Source organism: Cognataquiflexum rubidum, from assembly GCF_022538115.1.
Lineage (GTDB): Bacteria > Bacteroidota > Bacteroidia > Cytophagales > Cyclobacteriaceae > Cognataquiflexum > Cognataquiflexum rubidum.
In genome coordinates, this window is record NZ_JAKZAL010000011.1 from 146,276 (window position 1) to 163,388 (window position 17,113).

At 41.7% G+C, this 17,113-nt stretch carries 12 protein-coding genes; 4 read left to right on the forward strand and 8 right to left on the reverse strand.

Features of this window, described 5'->3' with window-relative positions:
- Positions 1-83 precede the first annotated feature (83 nt).
- The 6 genes from MMU05_RS13350 to MMU05_RS13375 all read right to left on the reverse strand — a co-directional run bounded on the left by MMU05_RS13350 (position 84) and on the right by MMU05_RS13375 (position 6,689).
- Positions 84-1,031, reverse strand: coding sequence for a cbb3-type cytochrome c oxidase N-terminal domain-containing protein (locus MMU05_RS13350; RefSeq protein WP_241142174.1), 948 nt, complete (start codon positions 1,029-1,031; stop codon positions 84-86).
- On the reverse strand, positions 1,018-1,209 hold the full coding sequence (locus tag MMU05_RS13355; RefSeq protein ID WP_241142175.1) for a cbb3-type cytochrome c oxidase subunit 3: 192 nt from the start codon (positions 1,207-1,209) through the stop codon (positions 1,018-1,020). Before MMU05_RS13355 ends, MMU05_RS13350 begins: the two co-directional genes overlap by 14 nt.
- A gap of 11 nt (positions 1,210-1,220) precedes the next feature.
- Positions 1,221-3,353 carry a cytochrome-c oxidase, cbb3-type subunit I gene (gene ccoN / locus MMU05_RS13360; protein ID WP_241142176.1) on the reverse strand — a complete coding sequence of 711 codons (2,133 nt, stop codon included), beginning with the start codon at positions 3,351-3,353 and terminating at the stop codon, positions 1,221-1,223.
- A gap of 2 nt (positions 3,354-3,355) precedes the next feature.
- Entirely contained in the window at positions 3,356-3,550 is a 195-nt protein-coding gene (gene ccoS, locus MMU05_RS13365) for a cbb3-type cytochrome oxidase assembly protein CcoS (protein ID WP_241142177.1), read from the reverse strand.
- A 2-nt stretch (positions 3,551-3,552) separates the two neighbouring features.
- Positions 3,553-5,991 carry a heavy metal translocating P-type ATPase gene (locus MMU05_RS13370; RefSeq protein ID WP_241142178.1) on the reverse strand — a complete coding sequence of 813 codons (2,439 nt, stop codon included), beginning with the start codon at positions 5,989-5,991 and terminating at the stop codon, positions 3,553-3,555.
- 62 nt (positions 5,992-6,053) lie between these two features.
- Positions 6,054-6,689 carry a hypothetical protein gene (locus MMU05_RS13375; protein WP_241142179.1) on the reverse strand — a complete coding sequence of 212 codons (636 nt, stop codon included), beginning with the start codon at positions 6,687-6,689 and terminating at the stop codon, positions 6,054-6,056.
- A 272-nt stretch (positions 6,690-6,961) separates the two neighbouring features.
- Here MMU05_RS13375 and MMU05_RS13380 point away from each other — a divergent pair, with 272 nt between their 5' ends.
- From MMU05_RS13380 to MMU05_RS13395, 4 genes are all read left to right on the forward strand, one after another.
- Positions 6,962-7,636 carry a 3-keto-disaccharide hydrolase gene (locus MMU05_RS13380; protein ID WP_241142180.1) on the forward strand — a complete coding sequence of 225 codons (675 nt, stop codon included), beginning with the start codon at positions 6,962-6,964 and terminating at the stop codon, positions 7,634-7,636.
- A gap of 104 nt (positions 7,637-7,740) precedes the next feature.
- Positions 7,741-8,547 carry a helix-turn-helix domain-containing protein gene (locus MMU05_RS13385; RefSeq protein WP_241142181.1) on the forward strand — a complete coding sequence of 269 codons (807 nt, stop codon included), beginning with the start codon at positions 7,741-7,743 and terminating at the stop codon, positions 8,545-8,547.
- A 133-nt stretch (positions 8,548-8,680) separates the two neighbouring features.
- Positions 8,681-9,232 (forward strand): nuclear transport factor 2 family protein, encoded by a 552-nt coding sequence (locus tag MMU05_RS13390; protein ID WP_241142182.1) that lies wholly within the window; start codon positions 8,681-8,683, stop codon positions 9,230-9,232.
- Between the two features lie 53 nt (positions 9,233-9,285).
- Positions 9,286-9,738, forward strand: a complete 453-nt coding sequence (locus MMU05_RS13395) for an ester cyclase (RefSeq protein ID WP_241142183.1) — start codon at positions 9,286-9,288, stop codon at positions 9,736-9,738.
- 26 nt (positions 9,739-9,764) lie between these two features.
- Here the strand turns inward: MMU05_RS13395 and MMU05_RS13400 are convergent, their stop codons facing one another.
- Positions 9,765-13,241 carry a hypothetical protein gene (locus MMU05_RS13400; RefSeq protein ID WP_241142207.1) on the reverse strand — a complete coding sequence of 1,159 codons (3,477 nt, stop codon included), beginning with the start codon at positions 13,239-13,241 and terminating at the stop codon, positions 9,765-9,767.
- A gap of 132 nt (positions 13,242-13,373) precedes the next feature.
- Positions 13,374-17,090: an ATP-binding protein gene (locus MMU05_RS13405; RefSeq protein WP_241142184.1), complete on the reverse strand. Its 3,717-nt coding sequence runs from the start codon at positions 17,088-17,090 to the stop codon at positions 13,374-13,376.
- Positions 17,091-17,113: the final 23 nt, after the last annotated feature.

Consider the following 17,113-nt stretch of genomic DNA (forward strand, 5'->3'; position numbering starts at 1 on the left):
TATGTTGGCTTAAAATAAAATTAACCAAGCTTTGATTTGGTAATTTTAACCCCTGAGAGGAAAGCCCTCCCAGAGGTAATTTTTTATTTGACTTCTGCAATTGCCTCGACTATGACAGGAACGGCCAATGAATCAGTTTTAGCCGGTTCTGCAGCTCCGCCAGGAACGTATCTTTCGCCTTCTGCTTCTTTAGGATTGGCCGGGGTAGTCCCTTGAAGTGTCTTGACAAAGCTAGAGACCTGTTGCATTTGTTCAGGGCTCAACTGGTCCTGCCATGGAATCATTCCCTTTTCTACCACCCCGTATTTGATCACTTTGAAGATGTCATTGATAGATCCACCGTGCTTCCAGAATTCATCAGTCAAGTTGGAACCTACACCACCGCCTCCATCTGCGGCGTGGCAAGCCACACAATTGGCACTGTAGATGCTCTGTCCAGCTGCGATGGCAGCGGGAGTTTCATCGAATACCACCGTGGTTTCATCAATGTTACTGACGGCAAGCGCTTTATATTCTTCTATCTGAATCGCAGCAATCCTGTGTTCCTCTTCATATTCCTCAAGTTGGGTCGGTCCTATTCCAAGTACAGTATAGTACATGAAATAAACTACGGCTATCCCAATGGTTAGAAAAAACACATTGGCCAACCAGGGCGGCATGTGGTTATCAAGTTCTACAATGCCGTCATAACTATGATCGAGCATCTTTTGCTTTTCTTCTTTGCCACCTACAGGCTTCATTGTTCCTGTGACGTATTTGATCTTGAACTCATCCCACCAAGTAGGCTGACTTGCCATTTCGGAATTTTCTTTTTTGAATACCGCTGACATGAAGGTTATCAGGTATATCATCAAGACCAACAGCAGTACAATGATGCCAAGAACAACACCAAGGATCACCAAAAGTGTAAGCTGGGTAGGGTCCATACTTTGAAGGTTGGCAAACCACGTAGATTCGCTTGTTTGGGCGAAAGCAGGTAGGGCAGCAAACATCCCTGTCAATAGAAGGAAGAAGGATTTAAACTTTTTCATAGCCTCCAAGATTTTGCGGTTCGTCATTGAATGGCATTTCCTTCATGTGGTCGACGTATTTCTTGTCGACTTTGATCACCCAAATGAACATTCCTATGAAGAAAATCACGAAGATCAACAAGGAGATGATGGGATAGATTTCTATGTTCTCGATGGAACTTAATATCTCTTTTTTCATGGTCCTGAAATTTAAGGATTGGAAGCTGTTGTTTTTTTGATGTCTGTACCCAAGCGCTGCAAATAAGCGATCAAGGCTACCATTTCAGATTCTGGCATCACCTCAACACCTGCAGATTTCAGGTTAGCGGCAATCTTATTAGCCTGTAAAGTCAGGTCCGCATTGGCTTGTTCATCAAATCCTTCCGGATAGGGTACACCCAGTTTTTGTAGCGTTCTGATTTTAGCAGGAAGGTCTGAATGATCCATGATATTGGTAGCCAACCAAGGATAAGGTGGCATCAATGATCCTGGAGACATGGAGGTAGGATCTACCATATGAAGGTAATGCCAGCTGTCAGGATACTTACCTCCTTCTCTGTGCAAATCCGGACCGGTTCGCTTGGAACCCCACAGGAATGGCCTGTCATAGACAAACTCACCTGCTTTGGAATATTCCCCATAGCGCTCAGTCTCCGAACGGAAAGGTCTGATCATCTGGGAGTGGCAGCCCACACAACCGTGGGAGATATACAAATCCCTTCCCTGAAGTTCAAGTGGGGTGTAAGGCATGACACTGGAAATCGTCGGCACATTTGATTTTACCAAGATTGTAGGAATGATCTCTATTGCTCCCCCTATCAAAATGGCTATGGTCGCCAAAATGGTAAAGAAAACAGGTTTTCTCTCCCATGCTCTATGCCAATACTCTCCTGCAACTTTTACATGGGGTTTCAAAGCAGGAGCCTCATCAGCTTCCTCTGCCATAAATGAACCCTGTTGCGCAGTTTTTACCATATTGTATACCAAAAGGAATGCTCCGGCGAGATACAATACACCACCAAAAGCCCTCAACATATACATTGGTTTGATTTGGATGACTGTCTCCAAGAAGTTAGGATAAGCCAATCTACCTGCCTCGGTAAATTCTTTCCACATCAATGACTGCGTCAAAGCTGCGACATACATAGGAAGGGCATAGAAAATAATCCCTATAGTACCCATCCAAAAGTGGGTGGTTGCCAACTTGGTAGAGTAAAGGTTTGTCTTCCACATTTTTGGCCATAACCAATACAACATGGCAAAAGTGAAGAAACCATTCCAGCCCAAACCTCCGATGTGCACGTGTGCTACTATCCAGTCAGTATAGTGGGCAATGGCATTCACATTTTTCAGTGAAAGCAAAGGTCCTTCAAAAGTCGACATACCGTAAGCGGTCACTGCCACGACCATGAATTTCAGAACAGGATCGACACGGACCTTATCCCAAGCACCTCTCAATGTCAAAAGTCCATTGACCATCCCACCCCATGATGGGGCAAGCAACATCACTGAGAAAACCGTACCCAAGACCTGTGCCCATTCAGGCAAGGCCGTGTAGAGCAAATGGTGAGGTCCGGCCCAGATGTACAAGAAAATCAAGGACCAAAAGTGGACAATAGATAACTTGTAAGAATAGACAGGCCTATTAGCTGCTTTTGGCAAATAGTAATACATCAATCCCAAGAATGGTGTGGTTAGGAAGAATGCAACAGCATTGTGCCCGTACCACCACTGAACCAATGCATCTTGAACACCTGCATAGGCGGAATAACTCTTGAAAAGAGAAACCGGCAAAGCAAGGGAATTGAAGATGTGGAGAACTGCCACGGTGACGAAAGAAGCCAAATAGAACCAAATGGCCACATACATGTGCTTTTCTCTTCTTTTGATCAGGGCACCAATCATATTGGCACCAAAAGCAACCCATACTACAGCTATCAAAATGTCAATCGGCCATTCCAATTCTGCATATTCCTTAGAGGTAGTCAAACCTAAAGGAAGGGTGATAGCAGCTAAAAGGATGATCAATTGCCAACCCCAAAAGTGGAACCAACTGAGTGCTTTGCTCCACATGGGTGTTTTCAATAGTCTGGGCATGGAGTAATAAATCCCCGCGAAAATCGCATTGCCCACAAAGGCAAAAATCACCGCATTGGTATGTAGCGGTCTGATTCTTCCAAAGGTGGTGTAGGGATTTCCCAAATTGGCCTCGGGCAAAAACAGCTGGGTGGCTGCTAAGACCCCGACCAACATTCCGACAATGCCCCAAGCTATGGTGGCGACGCCGAAGTACTTTACGATCTTATTGTCGTAACTGAACTGTTCAAGTGTTGTTCCTGGCATACTTACTTTGATTTTATTGATGGTGATGGTAATGGTTCTTTTTTATCTTTGGTTTTTGGTTCATTTTCAAATAAGATCCGGATGGCCGGGGTATGGTTGTCATCAAACTGCCCTCCTTTCATGGCCCTGAAAAACAGGTATAGGAAAGATCCTGCGAGAATGAGACTGATTGCGATCAATATAAATATGACTTCCATAGTTACCAGATTTTGTCTTTTAAGCCCCTTCGGTAGGCTAGATAATTGGTGGTCAGCGTGGTAAACACCACTACCGAAATACTGCTGATGGGCATCAGGATGGCGCAAAATACCGGACTTACCAATCCCTGCACTGCGAAATACACCCCGACTATATTGTAGGTAAAACTCAGTCCAAAACTGGCTTTGATTATTTTTCTGCTGGTTTTTGTAAAATCCAAAAAAGCAGGAAGCTTTTGGATCACTGCAGCGTCCATAATCGCATCTGAAGCGGGTGAAAAATTGGTGATTTTGTCTGTCAACGCAATGCCAACCTGGCTTTCCCTTAGGGCTCCAGCGTCATTGAGACCATCTCCGATCATGAGGGTTTGGGCACCGCCTTGATTCAGGTTTGTGATATAACCCAACTTATCTCCCGGACTTTGATTGAAGTTCATCATGATATGATTACCAAAAACTTTGGTCAAATTCACCCGCTCATGGTCCTGATCTCCTGAAAGGAAATGAACCTGATACTTCTCTTTGATATCAGAAACTACATTTTCAATCCCTTTGCGAAGACCGCTTTGGATAAAGAAATATCCCAAAAGCGTTCCCTCTACAGCAAAAAATACGAGGTTCCCTCCTTCCGGCAAGCCTTTAACCTCGGCTCCCACAAAGTCTGCAGAACCCAATCTGATTTCTTGTGATTTGTAAATTGTCCTGAGGCCTTTGCCGCCGATTTCCTCCACCTCATCCAATTTGATATTTTGGACACCACCAAGCCATGTGTTGACCCGGTTGCTCAAGGCGTGGGTGGATTGGCTTACCAAGGATTTGATGATGGATTTGGACTCTGCAGAAAGGGGCTCTCCGAAATATTTTACTGAGGCTTCTGCGGTAGAAGTCAAGGTTCCTGTTTTATCAAAAACCACTGTATCTACTTTGGCAAGTTTCTCAATGACATGGGAATTTTTGAGAAAGAATTTCCCCTGGCCAAATACCCTTAGCGTATTGCCAAGAGTAAAGGGCGTAGACATGGCCAAAGCACAAGGGCAGGTGATAATCAATACTGAAGTAAACGCCAACACTCCCATAGAAAGCTGTCCCGAAAATCCCCAGAACAGCAAAGCTCCAAATGCAATGGCCAAAACAGTGAACGTGAACTTACCAGAAATCCTATTTGCCAGAGATTCCAGGCTATTGACTTTTTCTTTCTCGAAGGAATCATTGTTCCACAAATCAGTCAGGTATCCCTGAGAAGGAGACTTCTGTACAGTCAAGGTCAGCGATTTCCCTTTTTGCCTTCCGCCTGCATAGATCAATTCACCTTTTCTTTTGGCTACAGGAACTTCCTCCCCTGTCACAAAACTGTAATCAACAAAAGCTTCTCCCTCTAAAAGTATGCTGTCAGCCGGTATCAATTCTTCATTTCGGACTCTGATAATGTCGCCGACGTTCAGCTTGATCAAAGGAATGACTTCTTCCTCATCCCTCACCAATTTGGTGACGGCAACAGGAAAATAGGATTTGTAATCCCTGTCAAATGAAAGCGTATCGTAAGTTTTCTGTTGGTAATATTTGCCTATCAAAAGAAAGAAAAGCAAACCACCCAAGGTATCCATATAGCCTTCATTTCCAAGCAAGAAAATATCGAAGAGGCTATAAGTAAATAAGGTAACAATACCTATAGCGATTGGCACATCCATATTGACAGCTTTGTTGCGGATAGAAAGCCATGCGGAGCGATAGTAATCGGTCGCAGCATAAAAAAATACCGGCAAAGAAAGCATGACATTGAGGTAATTGAATGTTTTTTTGAATCCCTCCCCAAGTAATTCTGCCTCAGCAAAGTACTCCGGCAAGCTGAAAAGCATCATGTTACCGAAGCAAAATCCTGCAACAGCTAGTTTATAAATAAGTTTATTATCAGTGAATTGAACCGTTTTTTTGTCCGCATCAGCTAGGTTGAGGGTGGGCTCATATCCGATTCGGGATAGCAGTCTGACCAATTCTTTGAGACTGATTTTGTCTTGCAGGTATTTGACCTGGACTTTCTTTTTGATGAAATCAACCCTTCCGGACACAATCCCCGGGTGAAGCTTATGGAGATTTTCAAGAAGCCAAATACAGGACGCGCAGTGGATCAAAGGAATAGAAAAAGTGATATGGGTCTCTTCGCTGTTTTGGAAGTCAACCAATTTCCGGACAATGTCCGAGTCATCGAGGTAATCGAATCTGTTGGCTCTTCCGGAAATTGATTTTTGGCTCAATCCCGGCTTTTCAGCAATATCATAATAAGTGCACAAGTCACTTTCGCTCAGGACTTCAAAGACAAGTTTACAGCCTGTACAGCAAAAATCCTTTTCACCAACATGGAGAATTTCATCTTTGCATTCCTCCCCGCAGTGATAGCAAGTGGAAGTGCCCCGGCTGATGGATGTTTTGACCTGATTTGACATTTGGTACAATTTAGCTAGATAAAACCCTTAAAAACATGATAAAAATCATCTAATTCAATGATTTAAAAGGATAAATAAAAAGACAAGCGATCGTACCACATGCCACCCTTGTAGAAATGGAAAAGGACTTTGGCAAGGTCTGACTGGTAATTTTTAGTAGTCACCAACAGCGTGCATTGATGTTTGACGGCATATGACCAAAAGTCGCCGATTCTGTTGAAATTAAATTTGATAAAAGAAGTCTCAGCCGTGGAACCTGTTACGAGCTGCACGATCTCCTGTTCTTCTTTCATTTTGGACTTGGGTATAAAGCTGGGTGATATAATGGTTGCTTTGCTGCTTTTAATGTTATCCTGAAAAAGTTCAATGAAGTTTCTTATCAATCTGGCCGATGCGGGAGTCCCGTCATAATGAAAAAGTAAATTTTCAGTGGACATTTCCTTGTCATAAAGAAGCACAGGGATTCCGCAGGGTTCATTCTCTAATGCTTTGGGTTTTTCTAACCCATGTAGCCAATCAAGTACCTCCGGCAAATGGGCAGTATATAGAGTCGGACCCTCCTCAGGATTACACATTAAAGCCTTACCCCCTTTGGTGAGGTTTACCGGGAATCCGGAAGGTAATCTGTCACAATAATGTGACTTGATCATTTCCTCAGGAACCGCAAAATTTACCGGGCTGTCAACTTTCGTAACCATAATGCTAGAATCATTAGATACAAATCTATGTGAATGCAGAATTTTGTAGGGTGATATAAAGTAGGTACAAACATGATTAATGTCATGTTTTTGAATAAAAAGAGATTTTTAAAATGGTTTCCCTTGGAATAAAAATTGGAGTTAAAAGTGCGTGTTCTTTTTTATTTGATTGAAATACAATTACTTCATGTTCTGGTCAGACTTAATTTTTGACCAAAAAAGAGTAAACTTGGATTGATTTCTCCAACACTAATTTTCTCAAAATTAAAGCCATGAAACATCTCCTGATAATCCCATTTCTGTTCCTCACCTTCAGTCTTTATTCTCAGTCAATTCCATTGTTTGATGGAAAATCCCTCGACGGTTGGTATATGGATGTCCCTGACTTGGAAAATGACAGCAGCATCAGAAAACCCTTCTTGGTCAGAGACGGCCTGCTCGTGAGCCTGGGAACGCCCAATGGGCATTTGCTTACCGACAAGGAATATGAAAATTACAGGTTGGAAGTTGAATACAGATTTGCAGGCGAGCCTGGTAACTGCGGGGTTTTGGTACATGCCTCGGGATCAAGAAATCTCTACAAGATGTTTCCCAAATCCATAGAAGTGCAGATGATGCATGAAAATGCAGGGGATTTTTGGTGTATTGTGGAAGACATCCAAGTTCCGGACATGGAAGCCCGCCGTGGCCCAAAGGAGAATTGGGGCATTACAGAAGGGAAAGGAAGACGCATCCTCAATCTGACTGATGGTTCTGAAAAACCATTAGGAGAGTGGAACCAAATGGTCATCGAATGCCGTGCCGATACCATTACAGTTTGGCTCAATGGCGACCTGGTCAACAAAGGCTATGAAGCTACAGCCACCAAAGGAAAAATAGCGCTACAAGCTGAAGGGGCTGAAGTGGAATTTAGAAAAGTCGCATTGGAATCCCTTACTGATAAATAAGTAAGGATTAAAACTTTTTTTGAAAATTTTAACTATATTAAATGCTCAAAATCAATTACATACCTCAATTTTATCCTTTGAGGTAAGGCTTGAATAGGTTAGCGATGATTTACAAAAAATATCCCCCGGCCTTGGATTTGATGCCATACTTGGATTGTCTTTTTATCTGGGAAAGGGATTCCAGTGAACCACTCGTAGTGCAAAGTCCTCCCTCAGGTTTCAATGCATTGGTCTTCAATTACTCCGATCCTTATTGGGCATATCAAAATGAGACCCAAAAGGAAAAAGTCCCTATTGCCTTTGTATCAGGTCAATTTACAGCCAATTATCATCTTGAAGTCAATGGAAAAATCGGTATTATAGGGGTAGTACTGAAGGCTTCCTCCCTATATAATTTTTTTGGATTAAACATGGTATCATTGGTCAACAAACGATTGGACTTGTTGGATGCTCTGGGTGAAAACACCAATGGAATTTTTGACTCCGTAAAGAATGCTTCTACGGCTGAGGAAAGAATCAAATTGATCCAAGATTTTTTACTCAGTCATCTGGAAGCGGCCCGGTCAAGGCAAAGCATCATTGACGACACCATTTCATTTATCGACCAAAATAATGGGATGGTGACTATTGAAGAAGTGTTGGTAAAGTTTAAAATCAGCAGAAGGTATCTTGAAAAACGATTTCTTGAAAAGGTGGGGATTTCCCCAAAACTATATTCGCGGATCAAAAGGTTTGGAAATCTCTCCAATAAAGTGGCACACACCAATGAAATAGACTGGCAGGATCTGGTGTTTGAGAGTGGTTTTCATGATCAGTCCCATCTTGCCAAAGACTACAAAGCCTTTAATCAAATGAATCCCTCGGACTATCATCAAAAACACCGGGAACTCATCAGATTTATAGACAAATAAATCCGTACGCATTTTTACAAGTAGAACGCCTCTTGGTTAGCTAATTTTGATCATAAATATTCAGAAAATGGAAAAATAATTCCTAAATCCTGAATCTCAAAAATCATTTTATCTTCATCAACTACTTGTCAAAATGAAAACAGTAACATCAAAAATCAAAAGTAATTACGGAATCCTGATTTTGGGAATCCTGATTTATGGATCAATTACGGGCTGTGAACCCAACCAAGCAAAACCTGACCATTCCAAATTCGAAGAAGAAATTAACTACGAAAAAGAAAAATACGCCATTCTGCAGGTGATTGAAAATGAATCAAAAGCCTTTTGGAACAAGGATTTTGAAGAATTCTCATCCTATTGGGCACATGAAGATTATATCAGGACTCTGGGTTGGTGGGAAGCAGGAGGCGTAACCGTGGTGGAAGGATGGGAGGAAAGAGGGCGGCGTACCAAAAGTCATATGGATGACAGCCCAGAGGCCAATGCCACAGCTACAAAAGTCAAAAGGGAAAACATCAACCTGAGGATATATAAAGATGTGGCATGGATGACCTTCGACCAATATGGTGAGGATACGGGAGACCCTACCATGGATATGCCTGGATTGAGTAGGGAAACAAGGATTTTGGAAAAGCACAACGGCCAATGGAAAATTGTCTATGTCGGATGGTTGTTGGAAGGTTAATTCAGCAATAAACCTAAAAAAACACAAAAACCTCAACCACAATTATACATGTTATGAAAACACTGTCAAAATCAATTAAAGAAAACCAAGACATCTCGTTCAAAAAAGGAATCAGTCTTGAATTTTTTTCGGCTTATCAGGATATAGAATTAGAACGAATGATGGGTCTATGCGATCCTGAAGGCACTGTATCATTTGTTCCATTGGGAAACGATTTCATAGGCAAAATCCATGAAATTGGTAAAGGAGTTTGGGCGGCTTTGTTGGACTCATTTCCAGATCTGGACAATACTGTAATCGAACAGGAATATGAAGAATCCCAAAATGCTGTCTTCTGTAAAGTTGAAATTTTCGGCACTCAGGAGAAAGATTTTGCGGGATTACCTGCAAAAGGAAAACCCTTTAGGTCAGAACATATTTTTATCTTCAAGTTTACGGAAGAAGATAAAATCATGGATATTCAAATAGATTGGGACCATGAAAGTTTTGTGAGGCAGTTATCGTGAATGTAAAGAAAGAAAAATTTTAGCTTTTAAAACAAAGCCGTCACTTGCATCCTGCCTATATGGACCAACCGGTCCAATCCCTGAGAATTTCTGCCTTCGTAGACCACATTCATCTGAAGTCCCTCTCCTATTTTTTGAAGCCAATTGAATGTCCAAGTCAGGTTGTTGCCGGGGGTCAGGGCTTGAAGCATTTCGTATCCTGCGGGTGAATTTGGCTGACCGTTGTATTCGATAAAGGTGTACTTGAAATTGGCATTGATCGTGGTTTTGATCGCCTTGGCAAACCGGAAATCCAGCCCCACCTGGTGGATGTTGGATCTTTCATTGATTTCCTGATTGGCAAGGTTATGCTTGTCCTGATATTGGTAAATAATGGTAGAACGGAAAAGGCTGCTAGGCTGCCATGCAAGTTCGGGACCGATTCCATATTGGTCGATGAAATAGTTTCTGTTGCTGAGAAAATCCGAATTGGCAATCCTTTTCCCGGTTTGTGCCAATATCCTGAGGTTCAAAACCGGACTGAAATTATAGCGTGTATTCAGTCTCCAGTCTTTTTGGATCAGGTCATCAAATCCCCCTGAAAGCAATTGTTTGTTTTGGTTGTCAAAAAGGGACAAATCAAACCCATACTTGGCCGAGGATCGGTTGAAGAAAAAAGAGGAACGGATGACCTGCCTGACAGAAATCAAATCCTCCGGCGCAAAACCTCCCACAAAAGGGTTGACCCGATCCCAAAACTCATTGGAAGTGATTTTCTTTTCTATGCTTAAGCTGGTGGTATTTGAAAATTTTTGCAGGAATTGGAGCAATCCGCCTGAAGTTCTCCAGGTGTCCGGAAACTTAGCATTGAGGCGGTAGTTGAAAATCGTCGTATAGGCCTGCACAAACTCGGTTGTCGGAACAAAGACTTTGATGAAACTCTTTTCCTCAGGATTGACGGCGATGTAGAATTCATTCAACTGTTGGATTCCGTCATTGTTATCATCCCTCCATGCATGGGTGCCCTCCCCTGTCGGTACAGGAAGAAATATAAATTCCCTTCTAAACTCCCGTCCATTTCCGATGGCATAACTCAGTTCGTTCCTCACATTTCCTTTTGCCAATGTTCCCATGTAATCGAGTTTACTAAGGACCGTAGTCTCTTTTTCCTGATCTAACCTGAGGAATTCCAATTCCCGATAAGTAAAAGTTGCTGTCAGGTCATGGACTCCAAATCTTCTTTTCAACCCAAACATCGTCTGAAAAGCCTCTGTGTCGGGAGTAATGATTCCGTCGACAGGGAATTTATCTTCCCGGATTGAGGCATTGACAAAGAAAGAGAAAGGCAGCGTATCATTGGATTTAAGATAAACAAGATGTTCCAAAAAATTCATCGCTGTACTCACTACGGAATCTTTTTCGATGTCAAGGACTGCATTCCTGTCCACCATAATCCTATATCCCGGAACCAAAACTTTGGAGCGATAATGGACATCACCGGTATACCGTAGCCATTCGGAATTGAGATCCCTGACATTGGAATTCAACAGGAAAAAATTGTTTTTGATAAAAAAGCGCTTTCCTAACTGTTGGTCCCACCTGGCAAGGTGCTGGGTTCCATTCAGAATCTGACCCCGGTTTCTAAAGTTGAAGCGATAGCTGAAGGCATTGTTGATATCCTTATTCATCTCAATTTGGGTGTTGAAAATCCGCTCATGCCCGGACTCAAGCACATCTTCAGGTTTCAAACTCCAATCCCGGTCAAATTCAATATACCTCAACCGGTCAATGAAACTGAAATTGGCTGAGTTATATTCGTATTCTGCCAATGCCCGGAACCTATAGCCTTTAAAACCTTCCAAAATCCTGTTTTCTGAAGCTATTCCGGATTTGACACCGAAGCCCCGATTGGTTTCATTGTCGATGTCGGAAAAGAGATTTTGATCTGAATTTGAGAAGGCCACCTCGGTGTAGACCTGCTCGTAGGCATTCAGTTTCACCCTTGTTCCGGTGGTGAACATCTGCTTTTTATTGGGTGCAGGAAGCTGCGATAATATTGAAAAATTCCCTTGTGATATTCCGCCAACTTTTGGTACAAAAGCAAAAACAGGTCCATTGGACAATTGGCTTTGTCTGATATAGTCTCCGTCACCCTGCCTGACTTCCGTAAATGAAACCGCATAAAATGCAAGCTCAGGATCATTGGAGTATTCAAAATATTCTATTGAATTGCCTTGGTCATCTGTGTCAAGTACTTTTTTGTACAAAATCCTATTGGGATCAAAAGCCACACTGTCCACCCTCGGTACAGAAGCTGATTCGAGGTCATTGCCAACAGAAGCAAGAAGTGATTTGTCTTCATCTGACAAATCGAAAAAAAGCGGTCTGTTCCTATTGTCTTGTTCCCTGTAGAGATTCATGTAAAATGAAACCCGGTCCGATTCCTGAATATGGTTTGCCGTCAAGATGGAGCGGGAATAATTGCGCTCAGCGTATTCGAAGTCTATTCTGATTCTAGTGTATTGGGTAATGAGTACTTTTGGTGTAAAAGTGATTTCGCCCTGATTGTAATCGATGACATAATCATAATTGAATCCCCTTTGGAGCTGCACCCCGTCCAAAAATACCCTCTCTGAATTGGCCATGATGATGACGAATTTTTCATTCTGAGGACCGGGAATCCGGTAAGGCCCGAGAGTTCCTTCAGAGACTTCCAATAAGATGGACGCAAACTTTCCTTTGGCAACCGAGGCTGCCGCTTGGGTAGACGCGACCCACTTGTCCCCCAACCTGTAATTGGTCGTGAATTGGGCTCCCTGCACGTTCTTATAATACCTCAAAAACTCTGATTTTCGCTGCTGCAATACCACATCGCCCGCTGACAAGCTGAATTTATCGTTGTACAGCTCGACAAGGATATTGTCAAAATCCTGAACCTGTTGCGTATTTCCCTCCGGCTGAAAAGGCACATTCTGATCGGTAATACTTGCCCTGATATTCAGGTTTTCGGTCAGCTGCCCGGTCATCTGAAGGTTCAATGAGGAATTGACAAAGAGATTTTGGGTATTGCCAAAAGATATTCCACGGGTAAGGTTTCCGGATTTGTTGAGGTTGGTGCTTGGAAACAATTCCTCCCGAAAATCAAAAGTAGGAGCTGCCTGGACCCGGTTGTTTCGGAACATGGCAGTCGAATCATAATCAGCGAGGAGCGTTCTTTTGGCTGAGGTCTGGTTCAAAGCGTAAGGAAATGTCCTGTAACAAACCAAAAGAGAATCGGCTTTATCTTCAGGTTGGAACTGGATTTTCAGGTTTCCGGTATTGAGGTCATATGTGAATGGATAAAGTTTCTCTGCATTGTCCTTAACAGTGATACTCTCTTCCAAAACGCTTAAAGAATCAAGCAAAAAAGGCTTAGTCGCGTGTTCAGCAGGTATCCATTTGCAGACAGATTTTTGGGCAAAAACGCTGGTACAAAATCCTAAATTCACAATTAGAATTAAGACAAAATACCCTACCCGAATCATACTGTTATGCATATATCCTTGCTAAGGTAATATTTTCAACAAAAACATGGATAACTCTCAGATTAAAAGCATTTTCTAAGATTCAAAAACAAAAAATCCATCTAAAAACGGAAATGAAACAATGGAATGTACTTATACTACGGGTATTTCTTCGACCAAATCAAAGGAGAGAAAAAAGGAAGTTCCTTTACCTTCTTCAGTTTCAAACCAGATTTTCCCACCTTCTGTTTCCACCCCTCTTTTGGCAATCGCGAGGCCCAACCCTGAGCCTTCGGATTTGGTACTAAAATTTGGCATGAAAATCTTGTCGCGTAATTCTTTTGGAATTCCTTTGCCGTTATCCTTTATTTCCAAAACCACTTGGTGTTCTATTACCCTGAGAAAAACGAGGATGATGGATTTCCTTTGGGGTTCGGTCGCCTGAAATCCATTGATGATCAAATTGGCAATAATCCTTCCAAACAGCTGCTTATCCCCCATCACCATAAGGTGACCTTCATCGGTTAGGTCTCCAAATATTATTTTTTCGTTTTCCCTGTTTTTGAACAACTCCAAAGTACCCAATACCACTTTCTTGAAATCCATAAGTTCCTTCTTTGGCTTCGGCATTTTGGCAAAACTTGAAAAAGAAGTGGCAATATCACTCAGGGTATCGACCTGATGGATCAAGGTCTCCAATGGTTGTTTGAGTTTTTTGGGATCGTCGAGCTTTCCTTCAGACTGCAACCTCAGCAGGTGCTGCAGGGTAAGTTTCATTGGGGTGAGCGGATTTTTGATTTCGTGGGCCACCTGTTTGGCCATTTCTCTCCAGGCAGATTCCTTTTCAGAATTGGCAAGATCCTTTTTACTCGCTTCGAGTTTGAAGAGCATGTTGTTGTATTCGTTTACAAGTAAGCCAATCTCGTCATTGGTCGGCCAATACATGGGCTCATTATTCTCTAAGCCTGTCACTTTCAATTTTTGGGTGAGGAGTTTGAAAGGAAAAGTAAGGTTTTTGGACACAAAATAAGAGATGAACAAAAACATCACCAACACTAAAACGAAGATGTTGATGATATTACTCAATACGTCTGCGATCAATAAATCCAACTCCGTCTCGGATTCAAAAAATGGAACTGCTACTATGGCTTGGACTTCTTGCCCGTCTTTTGATCTGATGGCAGAATACACGGATTTGAAAGTAAGGTTGCCGATTTTTTCTTCCAACAAGACAAGGTTGTTTTGACCCTCCACCAATTCGACAATGGCATTGGGATTGATATAATTGGTCAGTACCTTTTTGTCAAAAATGTTTGGCTGAGATGTACTCACCAGGATTCCTTCCTTGCTGTACAGGTTGATATCGGTATTGGCATTGCCCGAAAGGTTATTCATCGTCTCCAAAAGTTCGTCCTTTTCCAGTATCCCGCTATTTCTTTTTTCAATTATTGGAGAAAGATTGTCAGTTACCAAAGATGTTTTTTGCAGGTATTGCCTGTGGAGTTCTTCCTGATAAGAGCTTGTAAACAAGCCAATAATGATAAGACTGATAATAAGAATAGGGAAGAAAAAAGCAAAATTCAGGTAAAGCTGGAGTTTGGTAGCATAATTGAATCTAAATGACCCAATCCTTTTGGAAAAAGCACCAAGGATCAAGATCAAAAGAGTAAACATGATAAAGCCCAAAAAAAACAGCGAAATATCTGCAAGGATATAGTAAATCGGGTAGACCGGTGAAGAGACGACGATTACTTTATCATGTTCCTTGACTCCCACGTGGTGAAATTTCCCTTTGTAAATCCCCGAGGTAAATAAAATATTTTGTTTGAGAAGTTGTTCCATGCCGGCTGCCCGGTAATTGAAAAGGCCAACACCATATTTCAGATTCCCTTCCTCATATACTGCATAGTCAAACTTTTTATCGTTCATACCTGCCATATATTTTTCATCAATCAGCAACTTGGGAAACACCGACCCCGGAACTATCCGCAGCTGCCGGAGCTCTAAAAATACCGTCCCGATCAATGCATCATCTTTGTACATCGGGATAAAAGCGAAGTATTGGTTGCCATCGCCTTCAGTCCCTTTATGGATAAAATAAAGATCCCTGACAGAAGTGGAATAGTCACTTTTCACAAATTGCATTTCAATTTCAGAAAGGGTTTGCGAATTATACCTGTCTAAAATATTCTCCCCGAAATAATTGAAAACTTTGACCTTGAGGACATACTGATCAAAATAATTGTTCATGTGGATTTTTCTGATCTTTTGTTCGATAGGATCCTTCCTCATCAGGGGATCAATCATCGAATTTTTGATGAAAAAATCATTGCTTATTCTCTCCATGATATCCGAGAGAAAAAACTCCGCAAGAATATCATTTTCGACCAGCATTTCCGTCCCAAAACTTGCTTTGGATTTAAAATTCCGGTCAAGGTAAACTTGATGGGACGCTACTCCGGTAATGATGGCAGCAATCAAACACCCAAAGAAAAAAGTCAAAAATGTATTCAACCCGATTGTAAAGATGTATTTGTATAAATTGAAGTTGATGACAGCTATCAGAAAGAGAAAGTGGGCCAAAAAAGCCACCATCCAAATCCAGTTGAAATATGCCAAAACAGCAACAATGGGAATTGAAATGTAAATGATGAGAGAAAGCGCCTTTGTGTTGGTTAAAGAACTTTTATAAAAAACCAACTCCAAAGCCAATACCGTAAACATAAAATAAACAGCCCCGCCAAGAAACACAATCGACAGACTGACGATTTTGAACCAGTCCAAAGAAGGTAGACTTAAGATATTGAGGTCCCATTGGGAATTGCTCAAAATATCAATGTACAAGGCATAGAACAAAACCAGAAAAAAAGTGGAGAAAAAATAGGCTATTATGAGGAAACCCTTGCTGTTTTTTTTGATTCTCTTTTTGCTAAGCCAATTTTTGAATTCTTTGCTTGCAATAATCCTGAGAACCATGGTCAGGAGCACTGCCAGACAAGTGATATTGAGAAAGAGATCCCCCAAACTTGGATTGAACCAAGAAGACGCATATCCCGAGGGATCAAAAAGTCTGTAATCAAAATAATCTTTTGGAAACCTAAAAACCAACATCAAAGCCCTGATTGTGATCAAAACGGCCGATGCAGAAATCAGGGCCTTTACTGGTTTTCCTTTTGTCCACAAACCCAAAATAAGGTTTCTAGTCATCAGCAAGACCAAAAAGAAAAGCGAGAAAAAGAAAATCATCAACGCCAAGCGGCTGGAGGGTTCTATCGGAGTTTGTTCCGGGTCAAAGTAGACAGAAAACAAAAACTCGCCTTTGGCCCCCCTTACCTCCAAAAGCCCTTCTTCGGGTTCAGCCGAAATGCTTTGCGGATCGGTAGGGAAAATCTTAGAATTAAAACCGGATTCAAGGTATTGATTTTGAAAGTCCCTTTTGAAATACAGCGGATACAACTGGATTAACCAATATCCCTGGTTATTGCGAGAGAATCTTCTGGCCTTGGAAAAAAAAATTCCCCGTTTATCTTCGAGGATTCTTTGGTTGGTTTTTGAATTGATCCAATCAAAATCAGGCATGAAAGAAAAATCTGACCAATAAATCAACTTCCCTGATTCACTGAAGAGATAATAAGAATGAAAGGAATCTATGGTAAGGTTGGTAAATGAAAACGCCTCCTCAGGTCTATTTTTCAACAATAGTTGCAAAAAATCATCATTAAACTCACTTTCTATTTTTTGGATATGCTGTGTGACGGGTTTTAGCAATCTCTCCTCGTCATCCCTATCTGTTAAAAAAAAGTTGGCCACCAATATGACCCCCAAACTTAGTAGGGCAACAAAAAATAAAAACCTACGAGTATTTCGCATAACCATAAGTTAAGCAAATAGCA